At 48.6% G+C, this 20,112-nt stretch carries 16 protein-coding genes; 4 read left to right on the forward strand and 12 right to left on the reverse strand.

Annotation, left to right across the window (positions count from 1 at the left end; translation table 11 throughout):
• The first annotated feature begins 386 nt into the window (after positions 1–386).
• Positions 387–2,594 (forward strand): anaerobic ribonucleoside triphosphate reductase, encoded by a 2,208-nt coding sequence (locus tag DW096_RS03490; protein WP_035448722.1) that lies wholly within the window; start codon positions 387–389, stop codon positions 2,592–2,594.
• Between the two features lie 137 nt (positions 2,595–2,731).
• Positions 2,732–3,238, forward strand: a complete 507-nt coding sequence (gene nrdG / locus DW096_RS03495; protein WP_005827412.1) for an anaerobic ribonucleoside-triphosphate reductase activating protein — start codon at positions 2,732–2,734, stop codon at positions 3,236–3,238.
• A 164-nt stretch (positions 3,239–3,402) separates the two neighbouring features.
• On the opposite strand, the gene DW096_RS03500 is transcribed toward nrdG, so the two are convergent.
• Positions 3,403–4,749: a threonine/serine exporter ThrE family protein gene (locus DW096_RS03500; RefSeq protein WP_005827410.1), complete on the reverse strand. Its 1,347-nt coding sequence runs from the start codon at positions 4,747–4,749 to the stop codon at positions 3,403–3,405.
• Between the two features lie 113 nt (positions 4,750–4,862).
• Here DW096_RS03500 and DW096_RS03505 point away from each other — a divergent pair, with 113 nt between their 5' ends.
• On the forward strand, positions 4,863–5,585 hold the full coding sequence (locus DW096_RS03505; RefSeq protein WP_087333072.1) for a DUF6064 family protein: 723 nt from the start codon (positions 4,863–4,865) through the stop codon (positions 5,583–5,585).
• A gap of 28 nt (positions 5,586–5,613) precedes the next feature.
• On the opposite strand, the gene gpmA is transcribed toward DW096_RS03505, so the two are convergent.
• Positions 5,614–6,360 carry a 2,3-diphosphoglycerate-dependent phosphoglycerate mutase gene (gene gpmA, locus DW096_RS03510; protein ID WP_005827407.1) on the reverse strand — a complete coding sequence of 249 codons (747 nt, stop codon included), beginning with the start codon at positions 6,358–6,360 and terminating at the stop codon, positions 5,614–5,616.
• A 36-nt stretch (positions 6,361–6,396) separates the two neighbouring features.
• A complete protein-coding gene (locus DW096_RS03515; protein WP_005837364.1) occupies positions 6,397–6,693 on the reverse strand; it encodes a hypothetical protein in 297 nt (98 codons plus the stop codon).
• A gap of 243 nt (positions 6,694–6,936) precedes the next feature.
• On the opposite strand from DW096_RS03515, the gene fldA reads away from it, so the two are divergent.
• Positions 6,937–7,443, forward strand: coding sequence for a flavodoxin FldA (fldA, locus tag DW096_RS03520; RefSeq protein ID WP_118931148.1), 507 nt, complete (start codon positions 6,937–6,939; stop codon positions 7,441–7,443).
• 125 nt (positions 7,444–7,568) lie between these two features.
• Here fldA and DW096_RS03525 read toward each other — a convergent pair whose 3' ends face one another.
• From DW096_RS03525 to DW096_RS03570, 9 genes are all read right to left on the reverse strand, one after another.
• Positions 7,569–10,133 (reverse strand): glycosyltransferase family 1 protein, encoded by a 2,565-nt coding sequence (locus tag DW096_RS03525; RefSeq protein WP_005827401.1) that lies wholly within the window; start codon positions 10,131–10,133, stop codon positions 7,569–7,571.
• Positions 10,134–10,163: 30 nt separating this feature from the next.
• Positions 10,164–11,825: a glycogen/starch synthase gene (locus tag DW096_RS03530; protein ID WP_005827398.1), complete on the reverse strand. Its 1,662-nt coding sequence runs from the start codon at positions 11,823–11,825 to the stop codon at positions 10,164–10,166.
• Positions 11,826–12,120: 295 nt separating this feature from the next.
• Entirely contained in the window at positions 12,121–12,540 is a 420-nt protein-coding gene (locus DW096_RS03540; RefSeq protein WP_005827396.1) for an ATPase, read from the reverse strand.
• A gap of 33 nt (positions 12,541–12,573) precedes the next feature.
• On the reverse strand, positions 12,574–14,400 hold the full coding sequence (locus DW096_RS03545; protein WP_118931147.1) for a V-type ATP synthase subunit I: 1,827 nt from the start codon (positions 14,398–14,400) through the stop codon (positions 12,574–12,576).
• Positions 14,397–15,002 (reverse strand): V-type ATP synthase subunit D, encoded by a 606-nt coding sequence (locus DW096_RS03550; RefSeq protein ID WP_005827391.1) that lies wholly within the window; start codon positions 15,000–15,002, stop codon positions 14,397–14,399. The genes DW096_RS03545 and DW096_RS03550 overlap by 4 nt, the downstream gene beginning before the upstream one ends.
• A 120-nt stretch (positions 15,003–15,122) precedes the next feature.
• A complete protein-coding gene (locus DW096_RS03555; RefSeq protein WP_005827389.1) occupies positions 15,123–16,448 on the reverse strand; it encodes a V-type ATP synthase subunit B in 1,326 nt (441 codons plus the stop codon).
• A 140-nt stretch (positions 16,449–16,588) separates the two neighbouring features.
• Positions 16,589–18,343, reverse strand: a complete 1,755-nt coding sequence (locus DW096_RS03560) for a V-type ATP synthase subunit A (protein WP_005827385.1) — start codon at positions 18,341–18,343, stop codon at positions 16,589–16,591.
• Between the two features lie 19 nt (positions 18,344–18,362).
• The gene (locus DW096_RS03565; RefSeq protein ID WP_005827384.1) at positions 18,363–19,202 is read right to left on the reverse strand and encodes a DUF2764 domain-containing protein; all 840 of its coding nucleotides are present in this window, start codon (positions 19,200–19,202) and stop codon (positions 18,363–18,365) included.
• A 16-nt stretch (positions 19,203–19,218) separates the two neighbouring features.
• Complete coding sequence (locus DW096_RS03570; protein WP_005827382.1) at positions 19,219–19,809, reverse strand: hypothetical protein; 591 nt, start codon at positions 19,807–19,809, stop codon at positions 19,219–19,221.
• Positions 19,810–20,112 lie beyond the last annotated feature (303 nt).

Here is a 20,112-nt window from a genome sequence, read left to right on the forward strand (position 1 = left end):
GCCCCAATACCATGAGCAGCAAAGCAATACAATCGAATGGCAACAAGAAGTATTATCAAGGACTAAAAACCTTAAATAAACCAATTCGTTGCAAATATAACTAAAAAAATCGAAGATTCACAATCTGCCCAAAAGATTTATCTTCATTTGACACTTCGAAATCAGATGATGCTTATGCATGCAATAATAATCAGCAATGAACAACTTTAAAAGTTATTTTTCATTAGAAGTTTTCCACTTTAAACAATTACATCATTAACAATCAATAGATTAACACTTTTTAAACCACAAAAAGTTTTCCAAAAAGCAAAACCTATCAATAACTATAATATCTTTGTTTCCGCAATTAAACTAAAAAAGACAGTCATATTTAAGCATAAAAGGTTATGATACAGACAGTACTCAAGCGCGACGGGCGCGTCGTCGGATTCAACGAAGAAAAAATAGCAACGGCCATCCGCAAAGCCATGTTGCATACAGACAAGGGGGAAGACCTGCAACTGATACACCAGATTACGGACCGCATCTCTTTCAAGGGAGATTCGCAGATGACGGTGGAAGCCATCCAGGATTTGGTGGAAGTGGAGCTGATGAAGAGCAGCCGCAAGGACGTTGCCCAGAAATACATCGCTTACCGCAACCAGCGAAGCATTGCCCGCAAAGCAAAGACGCGCGACATGTTCCTGGAAATCATTAACATCAAGTCCAACGACATCACACGCGAAAATGCCAACATGAATGCCGATACCCCGGCAGGCATGATGATGAAGTTTGCCAGTGAAACCACCAAGCCTTTTGTGGACGACTATCTGCTGAGTGAAGAAGTGCTGGATGCTGTCACCCAGAACTATCTGCACATCCATGACAAGGATTATTATCCCACCAAGAGCCTGACATGCGTGCAGCATCCGCTGGACCATATTCTGAAATACGGCTTCTCTGCCGGACACGGCGAATCGCGCCCGGCCAAACGCATCGAGACTGCCAGTATCCTGGGATGCATCTCGCTGGAAACAGCCCAGAACGAGATGCACGGCGGACAAGCCATCCCTGCATTCGATTTCTACCTTGCCCCCTACGTGCGCAACAGCTTCATCGAGGAAGTCAAGAACCTGGAAGAACTGAATGGAAAAGACTATTCCCATCTCTATCAGAAGGAACTGGCCGACTATCTGCTACAGCCGTTGGACGGACTGACGGGCGAGGACCGCATCGTGCAGCATGCTGTCAACAAGACCGTATCGCGCGTGCACCAGTCCATGGAGGCGTTTATCCATAACATGAACACCATCCACTCACGCGGCGGCAACCAAGTGGTGTTCAGCTCCATCAACTACGGCACAGACACCTCTGCCGAGGGGCGCTGCATCATCCGCGAGCTGCTGAAAAGCACCTATCAAGGGGTAGGAAACGGAGAAACCGCCATCTTCCCCATCCAGATATGGAAAAAGAAACGGGGTGTGAGCTACCTGCCTGAAGACCGCAACTACGACCTCTACCAACTGGCCTGCAAGGTGACGGCACGGCGTTTCTTCCCGAACTTCCTGAACCTGGACGCCACCTTCAACCAAAGCGAGGACTGGAAAGCCGATGACCCGAAACGCTACCAGCATGAAGTTGCCACCATGGGATGCCGCACCCGTGTATTCGAAAACCGTTTCGGACCGAAGACCTCCATCGGACGCGGCAACATCTCTTTCTCTACCATCAACATCGTCCGTCTGGGCATTGAGTGCATGAACATCGAAGACAAAGAACAGCGCATCGCCCGGTTCTTTGCCAAGTTGGATAGTATGCTCGAAGTGACCGCACGCCAGCTGCACGAGCGCATGGAGTTTCAAAAGACCGCCTTCGCCAAGCAGTTCCCGCTACTGATGTCTGCCTTGTGGATAGGCAGCGAGAAGCTGAAACCGAACGATACGATTGCTTCCGTCATCAACCAGGGAACACTGGGAATCGGTTTCATCGGGTTGGCAGAATGTCTCGTGGCATTGCTCGGAAAACATCACGGCGAATCTGGCGAAGCCCAGGAGCTGGGACTGAAAATCGTGACCTATATGCGCGACCGTGCCAACCAGTTCTCGGAGCAATACCAGCACAACTACAGCGTGCTTGCCACTCCTGCCGAAGGGCTGTCGGGCAAGTTCACCCGCATCGACCGTAAGAAGTTCGGCACGCTGCCGGGCATTACGGACCGTGACTACTACACCAACTCCAACCACGTGCCCGTATACTACAAATGCAGCGCCCGCCACAAAGCGGAAGTGGAGGCTCCTTATCATGAACTGACCCGCGGCGGACACATCTTCTATGTGGAGATAGACGGTGACGCCACCCACAATCCGGAAGTCATTATGCGTGTAGTGGACATGATGGACCGATACAACATCGGCTACGGTTCGGTAAACCACAACCGTAACCGCTGTCTGGAGTGCGGTCACGAAAACTCCACCCCAAACCTGGAAGAATGCCCGAAGTGCGGCAGCAAGCATATCGACAAGCTGCAACGCATCACCGGCTACCTGGTGGGGACAACCGACCGCTGGAACAATGCCAAGCTGGCAGAGTTGAACGACAGGGTCGTTCATAATTGAAAATTAAAAATTAAAGGGCCGCGCAGTGCAAAGCGGAGCTTCATTTTTAATGGTTGACGTTTAATTTTTAATGATTAATGTTCAGCTTCCTACCTGCGATGTTTAATTTTTAATTTTTAATTATTAATTCCCTACTCATGCTTTCTATTCTCGATATTTTAGAAGATACCACAGTAGACGGTCCGGGCTTCCGGACCGCCATTTATGCTGCCGGATGCCCCAACGGTTGTCCCGGTTGCCACAATCCGGAGTCGTGGGACATCAACCGCGGGCACTGGATGAGTACGGAAGAGATTCTGGAAAAAGTCCTTGCCGACAACTTTGCAGACGTCACCTTCAGTGGTGGAGACCCGATGTTCCAGCCGGAAGGATTCACCCAACTGGCACATGCCATCAAGGAGCGGAGCCGGAAAAACATCTGGTGCTATACGGGCTATACTTTCGAAAAACTACTGCGCAACCCGCGCCAAGCCCAACTGCTGAAGTACATCGACGTACTGGTGGACGGCAAATTCAAGAAAGAACTGAGGGATGAGGAACTCTATTTCCGGGGAAGCCGCAACCAGCGTCTGATTGACGTACAAACATCCCTGCAAAAAGGCGAAACCGTCATTTACCACTATAATCCGAAAAAGGGCATTTAAAAAAGAAGAGAAGTTTTCAAAAATATATGAGCACTTTTATAATGTTATAATATCAGGCGCGAATTACACGGAATAACACGGATTCAATAAACAAAATCCGTGAAATCCGCGTAATCCGCGCCTAAAAGAAAGTGTTAAGAGTTTTTTGACACCCTCCACCTATATCACCATTCTATAAATTTCCCTCTTTCCCTGCGCTTCTGCAGCTCCTCCTGAAGAAAGCGCTGCCTATCCTTGGCAATATACCGGCGGGCAAAGATATTGGGCACCGCCACTCCCAGCGCTATGCAGAGAATAATCAGTGAAGCCGTGATGCCGTTGGAAACAACCGCCGTCACCTCGCCTACCACACCGTGCATATTGATAAGCCCGAAAAGTGCACGATACATCAGCACTCCCGGAATCATCGGGATGACAGAAGGAATCGTCAGTACGTGATTGGGAACATGGAACCAATGCACTGCCTTCACGGCTATCAGGCTGACAACCATGCTGCCCATGAACGAACCTATCACCGGTCCGTAACCCAATTCGAAATTGACAAAGTTACGCGTACAAACGGCAATGATGCCGCCCACCGCAACAACCCACAACAAACGCCGCTGTATGTTGAATATCATGGAAAATCCCATGGCAGCTATCGCCGCCGCAATGGCATACACCAGATAACTGTCATGAGGCACCATACTCAATTCGCTGAACTTCTTGTCAATCACGACATCCTCCACCGTCAGCAGGCGCATGGCTATTACAATGCCGAAGGCCATTGCACAGACCATCAGCACCGTATTCACAGCCCGCACAATGCCCACCTGGATATAATTGTCAATCATATCATCCACAAAGTTTATCAGCGGCACCCCCGGAACGATGAACAGTGCACACGCCAACAACGGATGATAGGGAGTTTCCGAGAGCCCGGCAAACGAAGACACATAGGCCAGACAGGTAGAAATCAATGCGGCAATGGCAATACTCATATAGTGATTGATGCCGAACTCCATGCAACGGGCACGGACGCGGAAGCCGGCAAAAGCGCAGATAGAGGTAAACAGAAACGCCATCCAGTCACCACCGAACAGTTTACAGAAACCTCCGCAGGCAAAGCCGGCACCGATGGCAACAACGTATGGCACATAGTTCCGCTTCTTGTTTTTGATTCTTTCCAGTTCCTCCTCATACTGGTCGAGGGAATAGTCATTCTCAATAGCCCGCCAGGACAGTTTGCTGATTTCGGAAATGGCAGTCATGTTGATGCCATGCTTTTCACATTTCTGGAATTTGGAGAACGAATGCAGGCCGTCGCTCACATTCACCACCAGCATGGTATAACTTACGTCGATGTGGAGCTTTTCTTCCGGCAGTCCCAGATAGGCGGCAACACGGTTCAAGTTACGAACAACACGGTTTGTATCAGCCGCACTCTCCACCAGCAGCTGTCCGGTACGAAGCAATAAATCGAGTTTCCTGCGCAGCAGGGCAATCTCTTGTTCAGTCAAAGTCTTATCCATGAATCTTTTTACCTATTTTTTTTGGAGGCACAAAGATAGGCAAAATGTAGAAAACGATTTCATTCTTTCGGCAGAAAACTCTACCTTTGCGGCCGTTTTTTTAATGGACACAAATGGAAATATTCTGGAATACTATCGCACAATACAACGAGGCCACCTGGTGGGCACAGTTCCTCATCACCGCAGCAGGTATCCTGCTCACCACGCAGCTCTACCGGAAACCGACCTTATGGGCAAAGCGCTCCATGAAAATCTACATGGTATTTCTGAACGGGTGGATATCCATCGTGTACTACATGATGTATTGCGGAGCGCGCGGACACCACCATATACTAGCCATCTTCTGGGGAGTGATTGCACTGTTGTGGCTATGGGATTTGTTTACCGGCTACACTCCGTTCGAGCGCAACCCGAAATACAAGGTACTGGTGGGGGTACTCTATGCAATGCCTTTCCTCTACCCGCTCCTTTCGTGGGCACGCGGAATGGAGTTTCCCATGATGACCACCACCGTGATGCCCTGCTCGGTGGCTGTTTTCACCATCGGGCTGCTGCTGGCTTTCTCGCGCAGGGTCAACCTGCTCGTCATTCTGTTCCTTTGCCACTGGGCGCTCATCGCCTTTTCCAAAGTCTACATCTACAAGATTCCCGAAGACCTGCTACTGGCAAGCGCTACCGTTCCTGCCATCTATCTGTTCTTCAAGAACTACTTTGACCAGAACTTGCACAAGGAAACCAAGCTGGGCGCACGGCTCATGAACTGGTTCCTTATCCTCATCTGTATAGTGGTCGGGGTACTGCTCAGCATGACGCTGCTCCATGGAATGAGAGGATAAAGAAATAGCGCGCTTCCGCGCGCCAAAATCATTTCTTCTTTCCCTGATTGGCCACAGCCTCCATCAATTTCTTTATCTCCTCGGGATCACCCAAGAAATAGTCTTTCGTCAAGTTCAGCTCATCGTCAAACTCAAAGACGTAGGGCACCGCCGTAGGCAGGTTCAGATGCACAATTTCATCGTCCGAAATATGCTTCAGATGCTTGATAATCCCCCGCAGGCTATTGCCATGAGCCACTACCAGCAATTCGTCGGCCGTCTTCAGATTCGGGAAGATGACACATTTCCAGTAAGGCATGATACGCTCAATCGTATCTTTCAACGACTCCGTACGGGGCAGTTCGGCATCGGGCACTTCTTGATAACGGTCCTCAAAACGCGGATTACGCGGGTCATCCTCGGCCAATGCATGCGGAGCCACATCAAAGCTCCGGCGCCATACCAACACCTGCTCGTCACCGTACTTGGCAGCCGTCTCTGCCTTGTTCAGCCCTTGCAACTGGCCGTAGTGTTTCTCATTCAACCTCCACGATTTCTCCACCGGAATCCAGTCCTGGTCGAGGCGGTCCAGCACACAATCCAGTGTCTTCACGGCACGCTTCAGATAGGAAGTATACGCCTTCTTGAAGCGGAATCCCTTTTCTGCCAGCAGCTCACCCGCCCTTACAGCTTCAGCAACGCCTTTCTCTGTCAAATCAACATCCGTCCACCCCGTGAAGCGGTTTTCCTTATTCCATGCACTCTCGCCGTGGCGAAGCAAAACAATCTTTTTCATATAGTCTCCTTTCAGTTTTACCTATAGAACACCCGGCTACCTCCTCTTGTTCATGCAATAGCGGACCACATATACCAAAAGTATCAGAAACGCCACCCACACCATGCTGATGACCGGCAGGTAGCGGTTATATAAATATTCCCCTTCCTTCGGGACACGGTTGAAAGTACAGATTATGCAATTACAGCACGCATCGAGTGCATCATGCGAGAATACCGAAAAAACAATGATAGCCACCCCCGCAAGAAGCATCATCAAAGTCCCCCACACCAGCCACTTACCAGCCACGGAAGGATGGAATTGCGAATGAGTGGAATGTACGAATCTAACCATAAACACTTGTCTATTATTACCGGTACAAATGTCCTTCATTTTTAACAATCCGGCAATACCTACTTTTCATCAAAAAGAGAGTCTGCCATCCCAATTAGTAGGTAGCCGCGACCTCTATAAACCACGCCACAAGCTAACCCGAAATGGGGAGCGGCACAACACTAAAAGCCCTACATGTAGGTATTTCACGTTCTCCGGCAAAGCCTTTACTTTGCAGCAAACAATTTAATCACTTTATTTACAATGAAAAAGACTGGTGTTTTTTATGGTTCCAGTACCGGAACCTGCGAAGAGTTGGCTAACCAGATAGCCGAAAAGTTGGGAGTTTCCTCCACCGACGTACATAGTGTTGACAAGATGACCGCCGATAAAATCAAGGAATATGAAGTGCTGGTTCTAGGTACCTCCACTTGGGGAGACGGCGAACCGCAGGACGACTGGTATGACGGTGTAAAAGTACTGAAGAGCGCCGACCTTTCCATGAAGTTCGTAGCCCTATTCGGTTGCGGTGACTCCGAATCCTACTGCGACACATTCTGCGACGGCATCGGAGTACTCTACGAGGACCTGAAGGATAGCGGGTGTACCTTCTTGGGCAACAAAGTTAGCACGGACGGGTATTCCTTCTCCTCTTCCATCGCCGTGGTAGACGGTGCATTCGTAGGACTTCCCCTCGACGAAGTGAACGAAAGTAACAAAACCGCCGAACGCATTGATGCCTGGACAGCCGAAATAAAAAGCAAGCTCTAGAAAAGAAACAGACCATCCGTTTACTTTAAACGGATGGTCTGCCTGCATCATGCAGATGATATCTTTTATCTGAACAGATAATGTGTTCCGCCATATCCGCAGGCACATTATCTTTTTTTATGCTCTTATACGAACCAGCGAACGTAGCAGAAGTCCTGACGGTGAGGCAGGTCTGCATTCTTCGGGAACATACGGTAAGAAACCTTGAAGCTACCCGCATTTTCCATCTTGTGCTTAGCTTGGAAAGTATAAAGGTTACCTTCTTTCTTCACTACATTGAACGGTTCTACGGAATAAACGTGCTGTTTGCCATCCTGAGCCGTATAAGTAGTCACCAGTTCCAGACCGATAGCATCGTTCAAGCCCTTCTCGTCGATAACGTAAGTAATGGTGTATTCCTTACCGCTCTCGATGGAGCCTTTCACCAGGTCTTCGGTCTTTTCGCAAGACACCACTTCAATGCTGTCCCACTTCTCGGCAACTTCTTCCTTCCAAGCAGCTATTTCTTTAGCCTTGGCACAACCGTCGGCAGCCAGCATCTTGAAACGTTTGGCCTCCTTGATGTAGAACTTGTCGTAATAGTCATCCAGCTGACGCTTCATTGTATAGTGGGGAGCAATCTGTGCGATGGAGTTCTTGATAGTCTTCACCCAACCTTCAGAATATCCCTTCTTGTTGCGTGCATAGAACAACGGCAGAATTTCTTGCTCAAGAATGCTGTAGATAGTAGCGGCATCGAGCTGGTCCTGATGTTCCTGGTTCTGGTAAGTACGCTTTTCGGTCAATGCCCAACCGGCACCTTCACGATAGCCTTCCAACCACCAGCCGTCGAGTACGGAGAAGTTTACAACACCGTTCATCAACGCCTTTTCGCCGGAAGTACCGGATGCTTCGAGCGGACGTGTCGGAGTGTTCAGCCAGATATCCACACCTGAAACGAGGCGACGTGCCAACTGCATGTCATAATTTTCCAGGAAGATAATCTTGCCCAGGAACTCCGGACGACGGGAAATCTCGATGATTCTCTTAATCAAGCCCTGGCCGGCACCATCGTGCGGGTGAGCCTTACCGGTAAAGAGGAACTGTACCGGATAGTCGGGGTTGTTCACAATCTTGGCCAGACGGTCGAGGTCGGTGAACAGCAAGTGTGCACGCTTGTAGGTAGCGAAACGGCGTCCGAAACCTATCAGCAGAGCGTTCGGATTGATTTTGTCCAGCAGGGAAACGATGCGTGAAGGGTCACCCTGGTTCTTCAACCAAGTTTCACGGTATTGCTTGCGAACATAGTCAATCAGTTTGTTCTTCATCACCATGCGCGTCTTCCAGATTTCTTCGTCGGACACGTTATAGATAGCCTCCCAAATCTTGGGGTTGGACTGGTCGTAGAGGAAGTTCTCATCAAAATGCGCAGCATAGAGATGTTTCCACTCCGTAGCGCTCCAAGTGGGGAAGTGTACACCGTTGGTAACGTAGCCCACATGGCTTTCTTCGGGGAAGTAACCCTTCCAGATGGAAGCGAACATCTCCTGGGAAACCTTTCCGTGCAGCCAGCTCACACCGTTCACCTCCTGAGAAGTGTTGCAAGCGAATACAGACATACAGAAACGTTCACCCTTGTCGCCCGGATTGTTACGTCCGAGGTCCATCAGGTCGTCCCAGCTGATACCCATTCTTGAAGGATAGCCGCCCATGTACTTGCCGAAAAGGCCTTCGTCGAAGTAGTCGTGACCGGCAGGAACCGGAGTATGTACAGTATAGAGAGAAGAAGCACGTACCAGCTCGATAGCCTGGTCGTAAGTCAGACCTTCGGCCACGTAGTCACAGATGCGCTGTACGTTGATTAAAGCAGCATGTCCTTCGTTGCAGTGATAGATATCTTTCTTGATGCCCAGCTTCTTCAGCGTCAGAATACCACCGATACCGAGCAGGATTTCCTGCTTCAAGCGGTTTTCCCAGTCACCGCCATACAGCTGGTGAGTGATGGAACGGTCGAACTCGCTGTTCATTTCATTATCAGTATCAAGCAGATAGAGAGAGATACGTCCAACGTTCACTCTCCACACATAAGCATGCACGTAGTAGTCCAGATAAGGAACATCCACTACCATCTGCTCGCCCTTCTCATCCAATACACGGTCGATGGGCAACTGGCCAAAGTTCTGTGCCTCGTAATTGGCAATCTGCTGGCCGTCCATAGACAATGTTTGTGTAAAGTAACCGTAGCGGTACAGGAAACCGATTGCACACAAGTCGGCGTTGCTATCGGAAGCTTCTTTCAGGTAGTCACCGGCAAGTACACCCAGACCGCCGGAATATATCTTAAGTACATGGCTCAAACCATACTCCATACTGAAATAAGCCACGGACGGGCGCTTGCTGTCAGGCTTCACATCCATGTATGTGCGGAACTTGGAGTATACGTCATCCATTCTGCGCAGAATAACTTTGTCATTTGCGAGTGCCTCGAGTTTAGCATAACTCATACGTTCCAGCAGAAGTACGGGGTTCTGTCCCACTTCTTTCCAGAGAGCAGGGTCAAGGTCTCTGAACAGTTCGGTGGCTTCATAATTCCATGCCCACCAGATGTTATGTGCCAGTTCAGACAGTTTCTCCAGTTCGGCGGGAATGTGCGATTTCACATTCACATCTTTCCAGTTAGGAGTGTTTACATTACTAACTTTAATCTTCATTGTATGATAACTAATTGATTAATAATTCTTTTATTTTAGTTGACGCTTCATGGCATTGCGCAGTGCAATGTCGTAAGCCTCGTAATAATATTGTATAAAGTGCTTCCACAAAGCCTGCTCTGCCACCTGGCCTGCACGCTTGCGTATTTCCTTGATTTCGGCTTCCGTCTTGGTAGAGAACAAGGCTACGGTGTCCTTGATGCCGTCTGCCACTTCGGAATAGTTATAGTCCGAACGGTGCAGCACTTCCACTCCGTCGTTTATGCCATGCTGGTTTTTCAGGCTGTTCACCCAAAGTCCGAAACCGGCAAGGTCGGTGGTGATGGTAGGCACCCGGAAAGCCACGCTCTCCAGCGGGGTATATCCCCACGGTTCATAATAGGACGGATAGACACTGAGGTCCTCGCCTAAAATCAAGTCATAATAATGCTTGTTGAGGATGCCATCGTGACCATCCTGATAGCAAGGTACAAAAATTACTTTCACCTTATCTTCGGGACGATTGCCCATACCGAGGTATTTCAGCATATCCAGCACCTGGTCGTGCGTCATATTGTGCAGCCAGTGGGTGATGAAAGGACACTGCAACGGTTCGGTGAACTTATCTTTGCTCTTCAAGCGCTTCTGCAAGTCCTCGCGGGGGTCTCCCACCCAGCTGGGCACGTTGACAAACGCCAATACTTTCTTCTTTAAATCTTTATCGCGGTTCAGCCGGTTCAATGATTCCAGGAACACATCGATACCCTTATTTTTGAACTCATAGCGTCCGCTGGTACCGATAATCAGCGTATCGTCGCCCAAGTCCTCACCCAGCAGGCAGTTTGCCACACGCAGCATGGTGGAACGGGCACGTTTGCGCTTGCCGGTAAAGGTGGCGCCTTTCGGTACAAAATCATCTTCAAAACCGTTCATCAGCACAACATCCGCAGGCTTGTCAAGCAATTCCCTGCATTCGTTGTTTGTGATTTCGCTCACAGTGGTGAAACAGTCCACATAGTGGGCCGTCTGCTTTTCAATGGAATGTTTGGACTGCATGTTCAGCTCCTCCGCCATCTGGTCGCCGTTGTAGGCGAAAAGATAATCGTAAAGCGGCTTGTTGTTGCCAGCTATGGAGCGGCCGATGGACGTGGCATGGGTGGTGAAGATAGTCCCTATCTCGGGAACGGCAGACTGAAGATAGAGGGCGGCCATGCCGGTCATCCACTCGTGTGCCTGGAACACCACTTTGTCCGTTTCCGTCAAATTATAGCGATAGAAGCTCTCTATCACCTTGCCGGTAGCGAAAGCAAACATGGATGCTTCGTCATAATCACCATATCCATGCAGTGAATCCACCTGATAGCGGTTCCACATTTCTGTATAAATCTCATTTTTTTCTGCAAAGAACGGTTGGAAATCAACCAATATAACAATAGGTTCTCCCGGAATGTTCCAGCGACCTACGCGGACGGAAAGATTGTCTTTCAACGCTGCATGTTTTTTCCACGCTGCACAAAGGTTATCAGACTCAATGAACAAAGGGTTCTCTTTTCCCTGCCAGAAATCCGGCCCTATAAAGAATAATCTATCGCGAAATTTAGTCTGTAAAGTATTTGCCCTTGTAGACAAAACTGTATAGATACCGCCTACTTTATTACACACTTCCCAACTCGCTTCGAAGATGTAATCGGGGGTAAGTAGTTCTTTAGTCATATTATGTTATAATCTCTTTGTCTTAATTACGGCTGCAAAAGTACGTATTATTCTTTGAAAAATAGCCTTTTAATCGAAAAAACTGATTAAATATGCATAAACAATCGTTTGCGGAATGTCATAGTTTAGCCACAAAAGCCCCATTGGCTCGCCCATCCATGCATTTTTCGTCTAAAATTCCCGAAGTTTCAAAAAAGAATTCCTGGAGTTTTCAGTTGAAGCCCCAGGAATTTAAACAAAAAACCCCAGGAATTTCAATTGTAAATCCCTGGGGTTTATTTTCTTATAATCCGGATTATACCATCAATGCAGCTACCAGCGCCAAAATAGCGTAGAATTCAGGAAGCGCGGCGTAAATCATTGTATTGGTCTGTACGTCGTGTCCCTGGGAGATACCCACAATACCGCTAGCACAAATCTGTCCCTGACGGATAGCGGAGAACAGACATACCAGTCCGACACCCAATCCGATGCCCAGCATCAAAGGACCGTCTGTCGCAAAATCCCTGCCCATAGACATCAGGAAAGCCACGAAACCGTAAAGTCCCTGCGTAGCCGGAAGGGCTGACAAAATCATATAACTTGCTGACTTGGAAGGGTCTTTCTTCAACGCACCTTCTGCCGCACTACCGGCGATAGTTGTACCGAAGCAACTGCCAATTCCTGCAAGGGCCAACATCAGGCCCAGACCGAGATAACCTAAAATTTCATTCATAATGTTTCTATTTTTATTTGTTTTTTAATTTGTTTATTTCTTTACTACTGTAAAAGGTTTATAGGCTTCGCCCTTACCTTCGTAACCGGAATTCTTGAAGTATTCCACAAATGTCAGACGGAGCGGGTGTACAAAGGCACTCAGACAAGACATGGCAATGTTCAGCGTATGCCCGAATATCAGTATCAGACCGCAGAACAGCCATCCCAGGGCCGGACCTGCAGCATCGTTCACCATGAAGGCAAGCTGGTTGAACACGCCTCCAAGCATACCGCCTGCCAAGCCGAGGGCATAGAGACGGATGTAGGAAAGTATATCGCCCATCAATCCGGTTGCCATGTTATAGGTATCCCATACTCCGGCACCGATGTTGACAAATACATTCCGGTGGATATTGTTCAGCAGGTAGATACCGATGGCAGAAACACCGCCAATCACGATAAATGCCCACGTAGACACGTCTTCCGAAATTATTTTGAAGAAGGAAAGTCCGCCGGTGCAGATAAATCCCACCACCAGCAACAGCCATCCCCAAGCACTGAGCGACTCCTTGAAGCCGAAACGAACGGTCTGTCCCACGGCCTTCACCGTCATGGCAATGCAGATGTGCACCGCACCGATAATCAACGCCAGCAGCATTTGCTTGTCATAGGTAGTCTCACCTATCTTACCCACAATCATGAATTCCTTCAGTTTGGCGGGTATCTCCAGGTCAAAGAGGCTTACACCGAAGAAGGTTCCCAATATGGCACCGATGACGGACGTAAATATACCCAACGTAATCACCAGGTTCATCATGCCTTTCATGGACTTGGACATCTTCCTTTTCAAAATGAACCCGAGTGCAATCAGTACCAGACCGTAGCCCGCATCTCCCATACAGAAAGCAAAGAAGAGCGAGAAGAATGGCGCAAGTATCGGTGTCGGGTCGAACTCGGCATATTCGGGCATACCGTACATTTTGGTAAGCACTTCGTACATGCGTGTATAGGCGTTGTTTTTCAGCTTGATGGGAGCATTGTCCTCGCGCTTGGCAGCCCTTATCTCATAATAAGTGCCGCTTTCATCGAGAAGTTTCCTCACATCCGCCTCGCAGTCTTCGGGAATCCAGCCTTCCATCAACACTACGGCACCTTCTGCCATATGTTCGCTGTTCAGCTTGACTTTCAGCAGGTCTATCTCTTCCTGGAGCTGTAGGTTGTACTTCTCCAACGTGCAGTAATTCGCTTTGCAGAATTCTTTCAATCCGGCATGTGCCTGCACAAGGGCCTCTTCCGTTTCGGCTTTCTTCCGGCTCAGTTCGGAGAGGCTGAGTGAAGGCAGACGGAGCGGTTCCACATCCAGTTCTACCGGTTGGGGAGTGACGGTCACGAAATAAAGATGTCCGCCGTTCTCTTTCACCACGATGGCATTGTAGTCCTCTGCCCACGCTTCGTTATAGTCTTTCTCCGGGCAGGTATAGAACTGCACGAACCAACCAGCATCTTCCAGCTTGCGGATGGCTCTCCAATCGAAATCGCCCCAGACTTCCATCTGCGCCACATCCTTGTCGATGGCGGGAATCTGCTGGTTCAAGTCTTGTATCCGCGCCTGCAAGTCCTCGTAGAATTTCACCAGAGCATCGGCCGACAACTCTTTATGCACCTTTTCTTCCGGCTGTTTGTCTGCCAGGGTGTGCATGCTCTGAAGCATATTCTTGTAGAGCGTACGCTTCTGCATGAATTGCTGCAAGGTGTCGTCCATCTCGCCGCACTGCCTTTCCACAACGTGCACCACGCCCAGTTCCCGGATTTGTGCCAGAAATGCTTCGTACTCCTTATGATACACAAGGAACGTGAGCTTCTTCATTTTCGTAATCATGCCTCTGCCTCCTTCCTTTTCTCCTGATGGGATTTCATGATTTTCTGCGATGACTTGGAAAGGTTCTCCTCGTCTTCCATAAACCGCTTGATTTTGCGCAGAGCATCCTGATAACCCGGAATCTGTACTTTCTCAAAAAGATTCACCTTCTGGGTGGTCTTTTTACGCGCATGTTCCAACAAGTTCAACTTGGCAACAGTAAATTCACGCTCGATGGCAGTATGTGCCAGTGACTTAAGCAAATGCAGCCCGTCTGCATACCATTTGGGCGCATTGAACAAGCTGTAAGGGCGTATCTCGAAATCTACATTCTCGAGCAACGGCACCCGTACACCGGCAATCTTCTTTACACCGAGATGAACATCGCTGACCTTTATCAATGAAGCGTCGAACTCATTCCAAAGGGCGAACATGGCTTCGTAAGCTTGGATTTCCTTTTCCAACCTCGCGTCCAACGCGGCAGCGTCTCCCTTGCAGCGCTTCACTTCCATACGCAGGGCACTCTCCTTATTCTTAATAATGGGGAGTGTACGCACGCGCACCTTCAGTTGCTTTTCGAGTTGCTGAAGCGAGGTTTTGTTATATTGAAACTTAATAGCCATTTTATTTACGATTTAACGATTTACGATTAGACGACTGAAGCTACTCAATTTCTCAATTTACAGATTTACAATTTCAGTAATATCAATCGTAAACCGTAAATCGTCTAATCGTACATTTATTTAGTTTGCTTTCGGCCAGAACTGGTCCACAAGCTCTTTCTTGATATTCACCTCTTCCGGACGGAAATACTTGCCGAACAGACTCCATGCCACATCGAGCATCTCTGTGGTATCGAGGTTGACGTCGATGGCCAGCAGTTGGTTGGAGTAGTCCTTGGCAAAGGCAAGGGTACGTTCGTCGTAGTTCGTCAGGTCGAAACCGTTTTCAAGCTTGGTTTTGGCGTTGGCGGCATCGGCGTACAGACGTACAGCGGCATTCATCACCTGCGGATGGTCCTTACGTGTCTTTTTGCCCGTAACAAGCTGTTTCAGACGGGACAAGGAACGGAACGGGTCAACGATAACCTTACCGATGTCGCTGTCACGACGGAGGAACAACTGGCCTTCCGTGATATAACCCGTATTGTCGGGCACGGCATGCGTAATGTCGCCACCGGACAGAGTCGTCACCGCAATAATCGTGATGGAACCGCCGCTTGGGAACTGCACCGCCTTTTCGTATATCTTCGCCAAGTCCGAATAAAGGGAACCCGGCATGGAGTCCTTCGAAGGAATCTGGTCCATACGGTTGGACACGATGGCGAGCGCATCGGCGTAGGAAGTCATATCCGTCAGCAGCACCAGCACCTTTTCATTATTGTTTACAGCAAAATACTCGGCCGCCGTCAGTGCCATATCCGGAATCAGCAGACGCTCTACCGGAGGATTCTCGGTGGTATTCATAAAGCTGACGATACGGTCGAGCGCACCGGCATTGGAGAATACGTTCTTGAAGTAAAGGTAATCATCGTTCGTCATACCCATACCGCCAAGGATAATCTTGTCAGTCTCCGCACGCAGAGCCACATTCGCCATCACCTGGTTGAAGGGCTGGTCGGGGTCGGCAAAGAACGGAATCTTCTGTCCGGACACCAGCGTATTGTTCAAGTCGATACCTGCAATACCGGTTGCAATCAGTTCCGAGGGCTGCTTACGGCGCACCGGATTCACGGATGGACCGCCAATTTCCACCTCCTCGCCTTCAATGGCCGGACCACCGTCGATGGGGTCGCCAAAGGCGTTGAAGAAGCGTCCGGCAAGCTGCTCGCTCACTTTGATTGTAGGAGCCTTGCCCAAGAATACTACCTCTGCATTGGTGGGAATACCTTCCGTACCCTCAAACACCTGCAAAGTCACTTCGTCACCGGCAATCTTCACCACCTGGGCCAGCTTGCCGTTTACGGTCGCCAACTCGTCATACCCCACTCCGGTTGCCTTCAGCGAACACGTAGCTTTCGTAATCTGAGTAATCTTGGTATATATTTTTTGAAATGCTTTTGTTGCCATCTATTTATTTACAATTTAGCAATTTACTATTTACTATTTAAATCTCTGCCATCCTATTCTACTATTTTCCTATCTACAACCTCCGTACACCTGCATCCGCAAGGCAAATAGTAAATTGTAAATAGTCACATAGTACATCCTTAGGCTTTACGTTCCTCAACCAGTTCCTGCAACTGCTTATGGAACTTGTCGTATTCTTCCGACTTAAACTTCGAGTAGTTCATCTGCTTACAGATGTTAATCATTTTCTTGAAGTAATCCATTACTTCGTTGAAGTTGTCGAACTCAAATTCTGTATGACAGATTTCTATTACCATATTCAGAATCTCCTCCTGACGCTCCATCGGGGTCACGGCATCAATTTCATCAAAGGCATCCTGCTGCAGAATAACGAAGTCAATCAATTCCGATTTCCAGAAAGTCACGTGATACTCTACGGGCACACCGTCGTCACCCAAGATGTTGATTTGCTCGGCAATCTCCTTACCACGCTGCAAACGGGTCTTGATTTCATTCACCTTGCCAATCCACTCACCATTGATGTGCTTGGTGATATACTCTTCAAATTCAGGGTATTCTATATATTTGGAATACGAGTCAATCGGGTTTACGGCAGGATAACGCTTCTTGTCGGCACGGTCTTGCTCAAGGGCATAGAAGCAGCGTGCCACCTTCTTCGTATTCTCGGTTACCGGCTCCTTCAAGTTACCACCGGCAGGCGATACCGTACCGATGAAAGTAATGGAACCGGACTCGCCGTTGTTCAGCTTCACATAACCCGCACGGCCGTAGAAGTTGGAGATGATGGAGGACAAGTCCATCGGGAAGGCATCGGGACCGGGCAACTCCTCCATACGGTTGGACATCTCGCGCAATGCCTGCGCCCAACGTGAAGTGGAGTCCGCCATCAGCAGTACCTTCAATCCCATGCTTCGGTAGTATTCTGCAATCGTCATAGCCGTGTAGACAGATGCCTCACGGGCAGCCACCGGCATGTTCGAAGTATTGGCAATGATAATCGTACGTTCCATCAGCTTCCGTCCCGTATGCGGGTCAACCAATTCGGGGAATTCTGTAAAGATTTCCACAACCTCGTTGGCACGCTCACCGCAGGCAGCGATGATTACGATGTCCGCTTCCGCTTGTTTTGAAATGGCATGCTGAAGCACCGTTTTTCCAGTACCGAACGGACCGGGGATAAAACCCGTACCACCTTCCACAATCGGGTTTACGGTGTCGATTACACGCACACCGGTTTCCAGCAATTTGAAAGGACGCGGTTTTTCCTTATAGTTGGTCATGGCGCGCTTCACGGGCCATTTCTGTATCATGTTCACCCGGATGTCATTACCTTCGCTATCCGTCAGCACTGCAATGGTATCCTCAATGCTGTAATCACCTTCCTTTGCAATGGATTTCACGGTGCACACACCTTTCTGTTCAAAAGGCACCATGATTTTCAGAGGTTGGAAGTTTTCGTCCACTTGTCCCAGCCAGGCAGCGGCTTCCACTTGGTCGCCCACCTTTGCCAAAGGCACAAAATGCCATTTGCTTCCTTTATCCAGCGGATAGGTATATTGCCCGCGTTTCAAGAAAACACCGTCCATCTTATCGAGGTCGTTTTGCAGACCGTCGTAGTTCTTCGAAAGCATACCGGGCCCCAGTGTTACTTCGAGCATATGTCCGGTAAACTCAGCTTCGGCCCCCACTTTCAGTCCGCGGGTACTCTCAAATACCTGCACGTAGACCTGGGTACCTACTACCTTAATCACCTCCGCCATCAACTTGTCTCCTCCGGTCGAGATATAACAAATCTCATTCTGCGCTACCGGTCCGTCGACGACGAGGGTCACCATGTTGGCTATTACGCCACTAACAGTTCCTTTTGTTGCCATATATTTTTAGTTGTTTATTTTATCTGAATTCTGCGGGTATCTGCACCTCGTCTTTCAAGGCAGCGATAATGCTGCGGAACAGTTGGTTACCCTTCTCTTTATCCAACGAAATCCACCGTTCTATCATCTCCAGCTGTAGCAGGAAGACAAACAGACGTTCCACGGTAAAGTAATCGAAGAATGTGGCCTCCTCCATCCAGTCCCAGCGAAGCTGGTCCAGCTTCTTTTCCCGGTCCACCAGTTCCTCCGTCTCACTGATTTTCACCAGCTGCTCCAGATAATCCACCTCAGTACCCAGACCGAAGTCACGGGCATTGGAAGTACGCAGAGCCTCGCACACTTCCGTATCACCCACAATCAGCGGAGCAATGTCCAGCTTGAACTTACGTGCTGTGAGCGCCACCAATATATTATTGAGAGTGAGGTTGAAGCCAAACCAGGAAGACACAAACTGATTCCTGCATTCCATAGCATAGGCGTAATAGAGCGCTGCCAGGCGGTCTTCATACAAGAAACCGTCCTCGGCAGGCAGGCTGAAGTATTCGGAAATGAACGTAGAGAGATAAGATGGGAATACACTGTCAGAGACTTCGTCGCCATCCTTCAGTTGTGAGATATATTCCGCCAGTTCCTCCGACGAATAGTTTCCGCGCGGGTCGATGGCAGCATCCTTATCCTTCAATAGTTTCAAGACATTCGCATTATCGAATTTCAGATAAAACAAATCTATCAACTTTTTATCATCTTCCGACAAGGCAGGATATAGTTCCGTCTTGAAATCGGCTACTGTATAGCTCAGTTTACTGTCTTCCAGAGTAAGTTCAGGCAAACCGGCTACCAAGTAATAGTATTTACTCATAATCCTGTGGGAGTTTTTAGAACAGCATTTCCACTAATTGCGGACGCAGGAATTCCTTGAAGTAATTCATAAATTCTTCTTCGCCAAAGTTCACCTTGTACGAACCATCGGCAGGCGATACGGAGAACAAGGTTTTGATGCCATTCACTTGCTCAATCTTCACACCCTTGTCCAGCAGGTCTTTCGCCTTCGCTGCGAAATATTTTGTCAAGCCTTCCGCATCGGCAGTAGAGATAACGATTGGTTCGTTCACACTCCATTTGGACGCCAATGCAACGATGAAGGCATTAAGATAATCCTTGTTTGCAGCAAATGCCTTTACATCGGCATTCACAATGTTGTCCGTCACCAACGTAGCGATTTCGGACTTCAGAGCATTCACAGCCTGACCGGCAAACAACTTTAATTCAGATTTTGTATTCTCTGCCAGTTCATCGGCAGACTTATGAGCGGTAGCCACGATAGAATCCGCTTCCTTGTGAGCATCCTCTATAATTCTCTTGGCTTCTTCCTGAGCTTTTGCGATAAGTTTCTGTGCCTCTTCGTTTCCTTTCTCTACGCCTTCGCGGTAGATCTTATCGGTCAGCTCTTGAATCTTGTTTTCCATATTTGCAGGAGTTATTATATGATTTATATTACAATATTAATTGCGTGATTTTTTCCCTTCCTATTAGATTCACGCCAAATTTACAAAAATCCATTTGATATTGAATAGAAAGAAAGGAAGAAAAGTTCTTGCTCTTCCAAAAAAAACTCATTTTACACCAACTTTGTTCTGTAATGATAACAAAAGAATGACAAAAGAAGCAGAAAAATACGTATGCAACAACGCATGACAGGGATTAAGGGGAGCAGTTCCGGAGGTATATAAACGAACAAAGCCTCCGTATCCTTATCAGACACGGAGGCT

The organism is Bacteroides sp. AM07-18 (assembly GCF_003602695.1).
Taxonomy (GTDB): domain Bacteria; phylum Bacteroidota; class Bacteroidia; order Bacteroidales; family Bacteroidaceae; genus Bacteroides; species Bacteroides uniformis.

Coding starts and splice junctions, on each gene's coding strand:
- DW096_RS03490 (WP_035448722.1), top strand. CDS start 387: ATGATACAGACAGTACTCAAGCGCGACGGGCGCGTCGTCGGATTCAAC.
- nrdG (WP_005827412.1), top strand. CDS start 2,732: ATGCTTTCTATTCTCGATATTTTAGAAGATACCACAGTAGACGGTCCG.
- DW096_RS03500 (WP_005827410.1), bottom strand. CDS start 4,749: ATGGATAAGACTTTGACTGAACAAGAGATTGCCCTGCTGCGCAGGAAA.
- DW096_RS03505 (WP_087333072.1), top strand. CDS start 4,863: ATGGAAATATTCTGGAATACTATCGCACAATACAACGAGGCCACCTGG.
- gpmA (WP_005827407.1), bottom strand. CDS start 6,360: ATGAAAAAGATTGTTTTGCTTCGCCACGGCGAGAGTGCATGGAATAAG.
- DW096_RS03515 (WP_005837364.1), bottom strand. CDS start 6,693: ATGGTTAGATTCGTACATTCCACTCATTCGCAATTCCATCCTTCCGTG.
- fldA (WP_118931148.1), top strand. CDS start 6,937: ATGAAAAAGACTGGTGTTTTTTATGGTTCCAGTACCGGAACCTGCGAA.
- DW096_RS03525 (WP_005827401.1), bottom strand. CDS start 10,133: ATGAAGATTAAAGTTAGTAATGTAAACACTCCTAACTGGAAAGATGTG.
- DW096_RS03530 (WP_005827398.1), bottom strand. CDS start 11,825: ATGACTAAAGAACTACTTACCCCCGATTACATCTTCGAAGCGAGTTGG.
- DW096_RS03540 (WP_005827396.1), bottom strand. CDS start 12,540: ATGAATGAAATTTTAGGTTATCTCGGTCTGGGCCTGATGTTGGCCCTT.
- DW096_RS03545 (WP_118931147.1), bottom strand. CDS start 14,400: ATGATTACGAAAATGAAGAAGCTCACGTTCCTTGTGTATCATAAGGAG.
- DW096_RS03550 (WP_005827391.1), bottom strand. CDS start 15,002: ATGGCTATTAAGTTTCAATATAACAAAACCTCGCTTCAGCAACTCGAA.
- DW096_RS03555 (WP_005827389.1), bottom strand. CDS start 16,448: ATGGCAACAAAAGCATTTCAAAAAATATATACCAAGATTACTCAGATT.
- DW096_RS03560 (WP_005827385.1), bottom strand. CDS start 18,343: ATGGCAACAAAAGGAACTGTTAGTGGCGTAATAGCCAACATGGTGACC.
- DW096_RS03565 (WP_005827384.1), bottom strand. CDS start 19,202: ATGAGTAAATACTATTACTTGGTAGCCGGTTTGCCTGAACTTACTCTG.
- DW096_RS03570 (WP_005827382.1), bottom strand. CDS start 19,809: ATGGAAAACAAGATTCAAGAGCTGACCGATAAGATCTACCGCGAAGGC.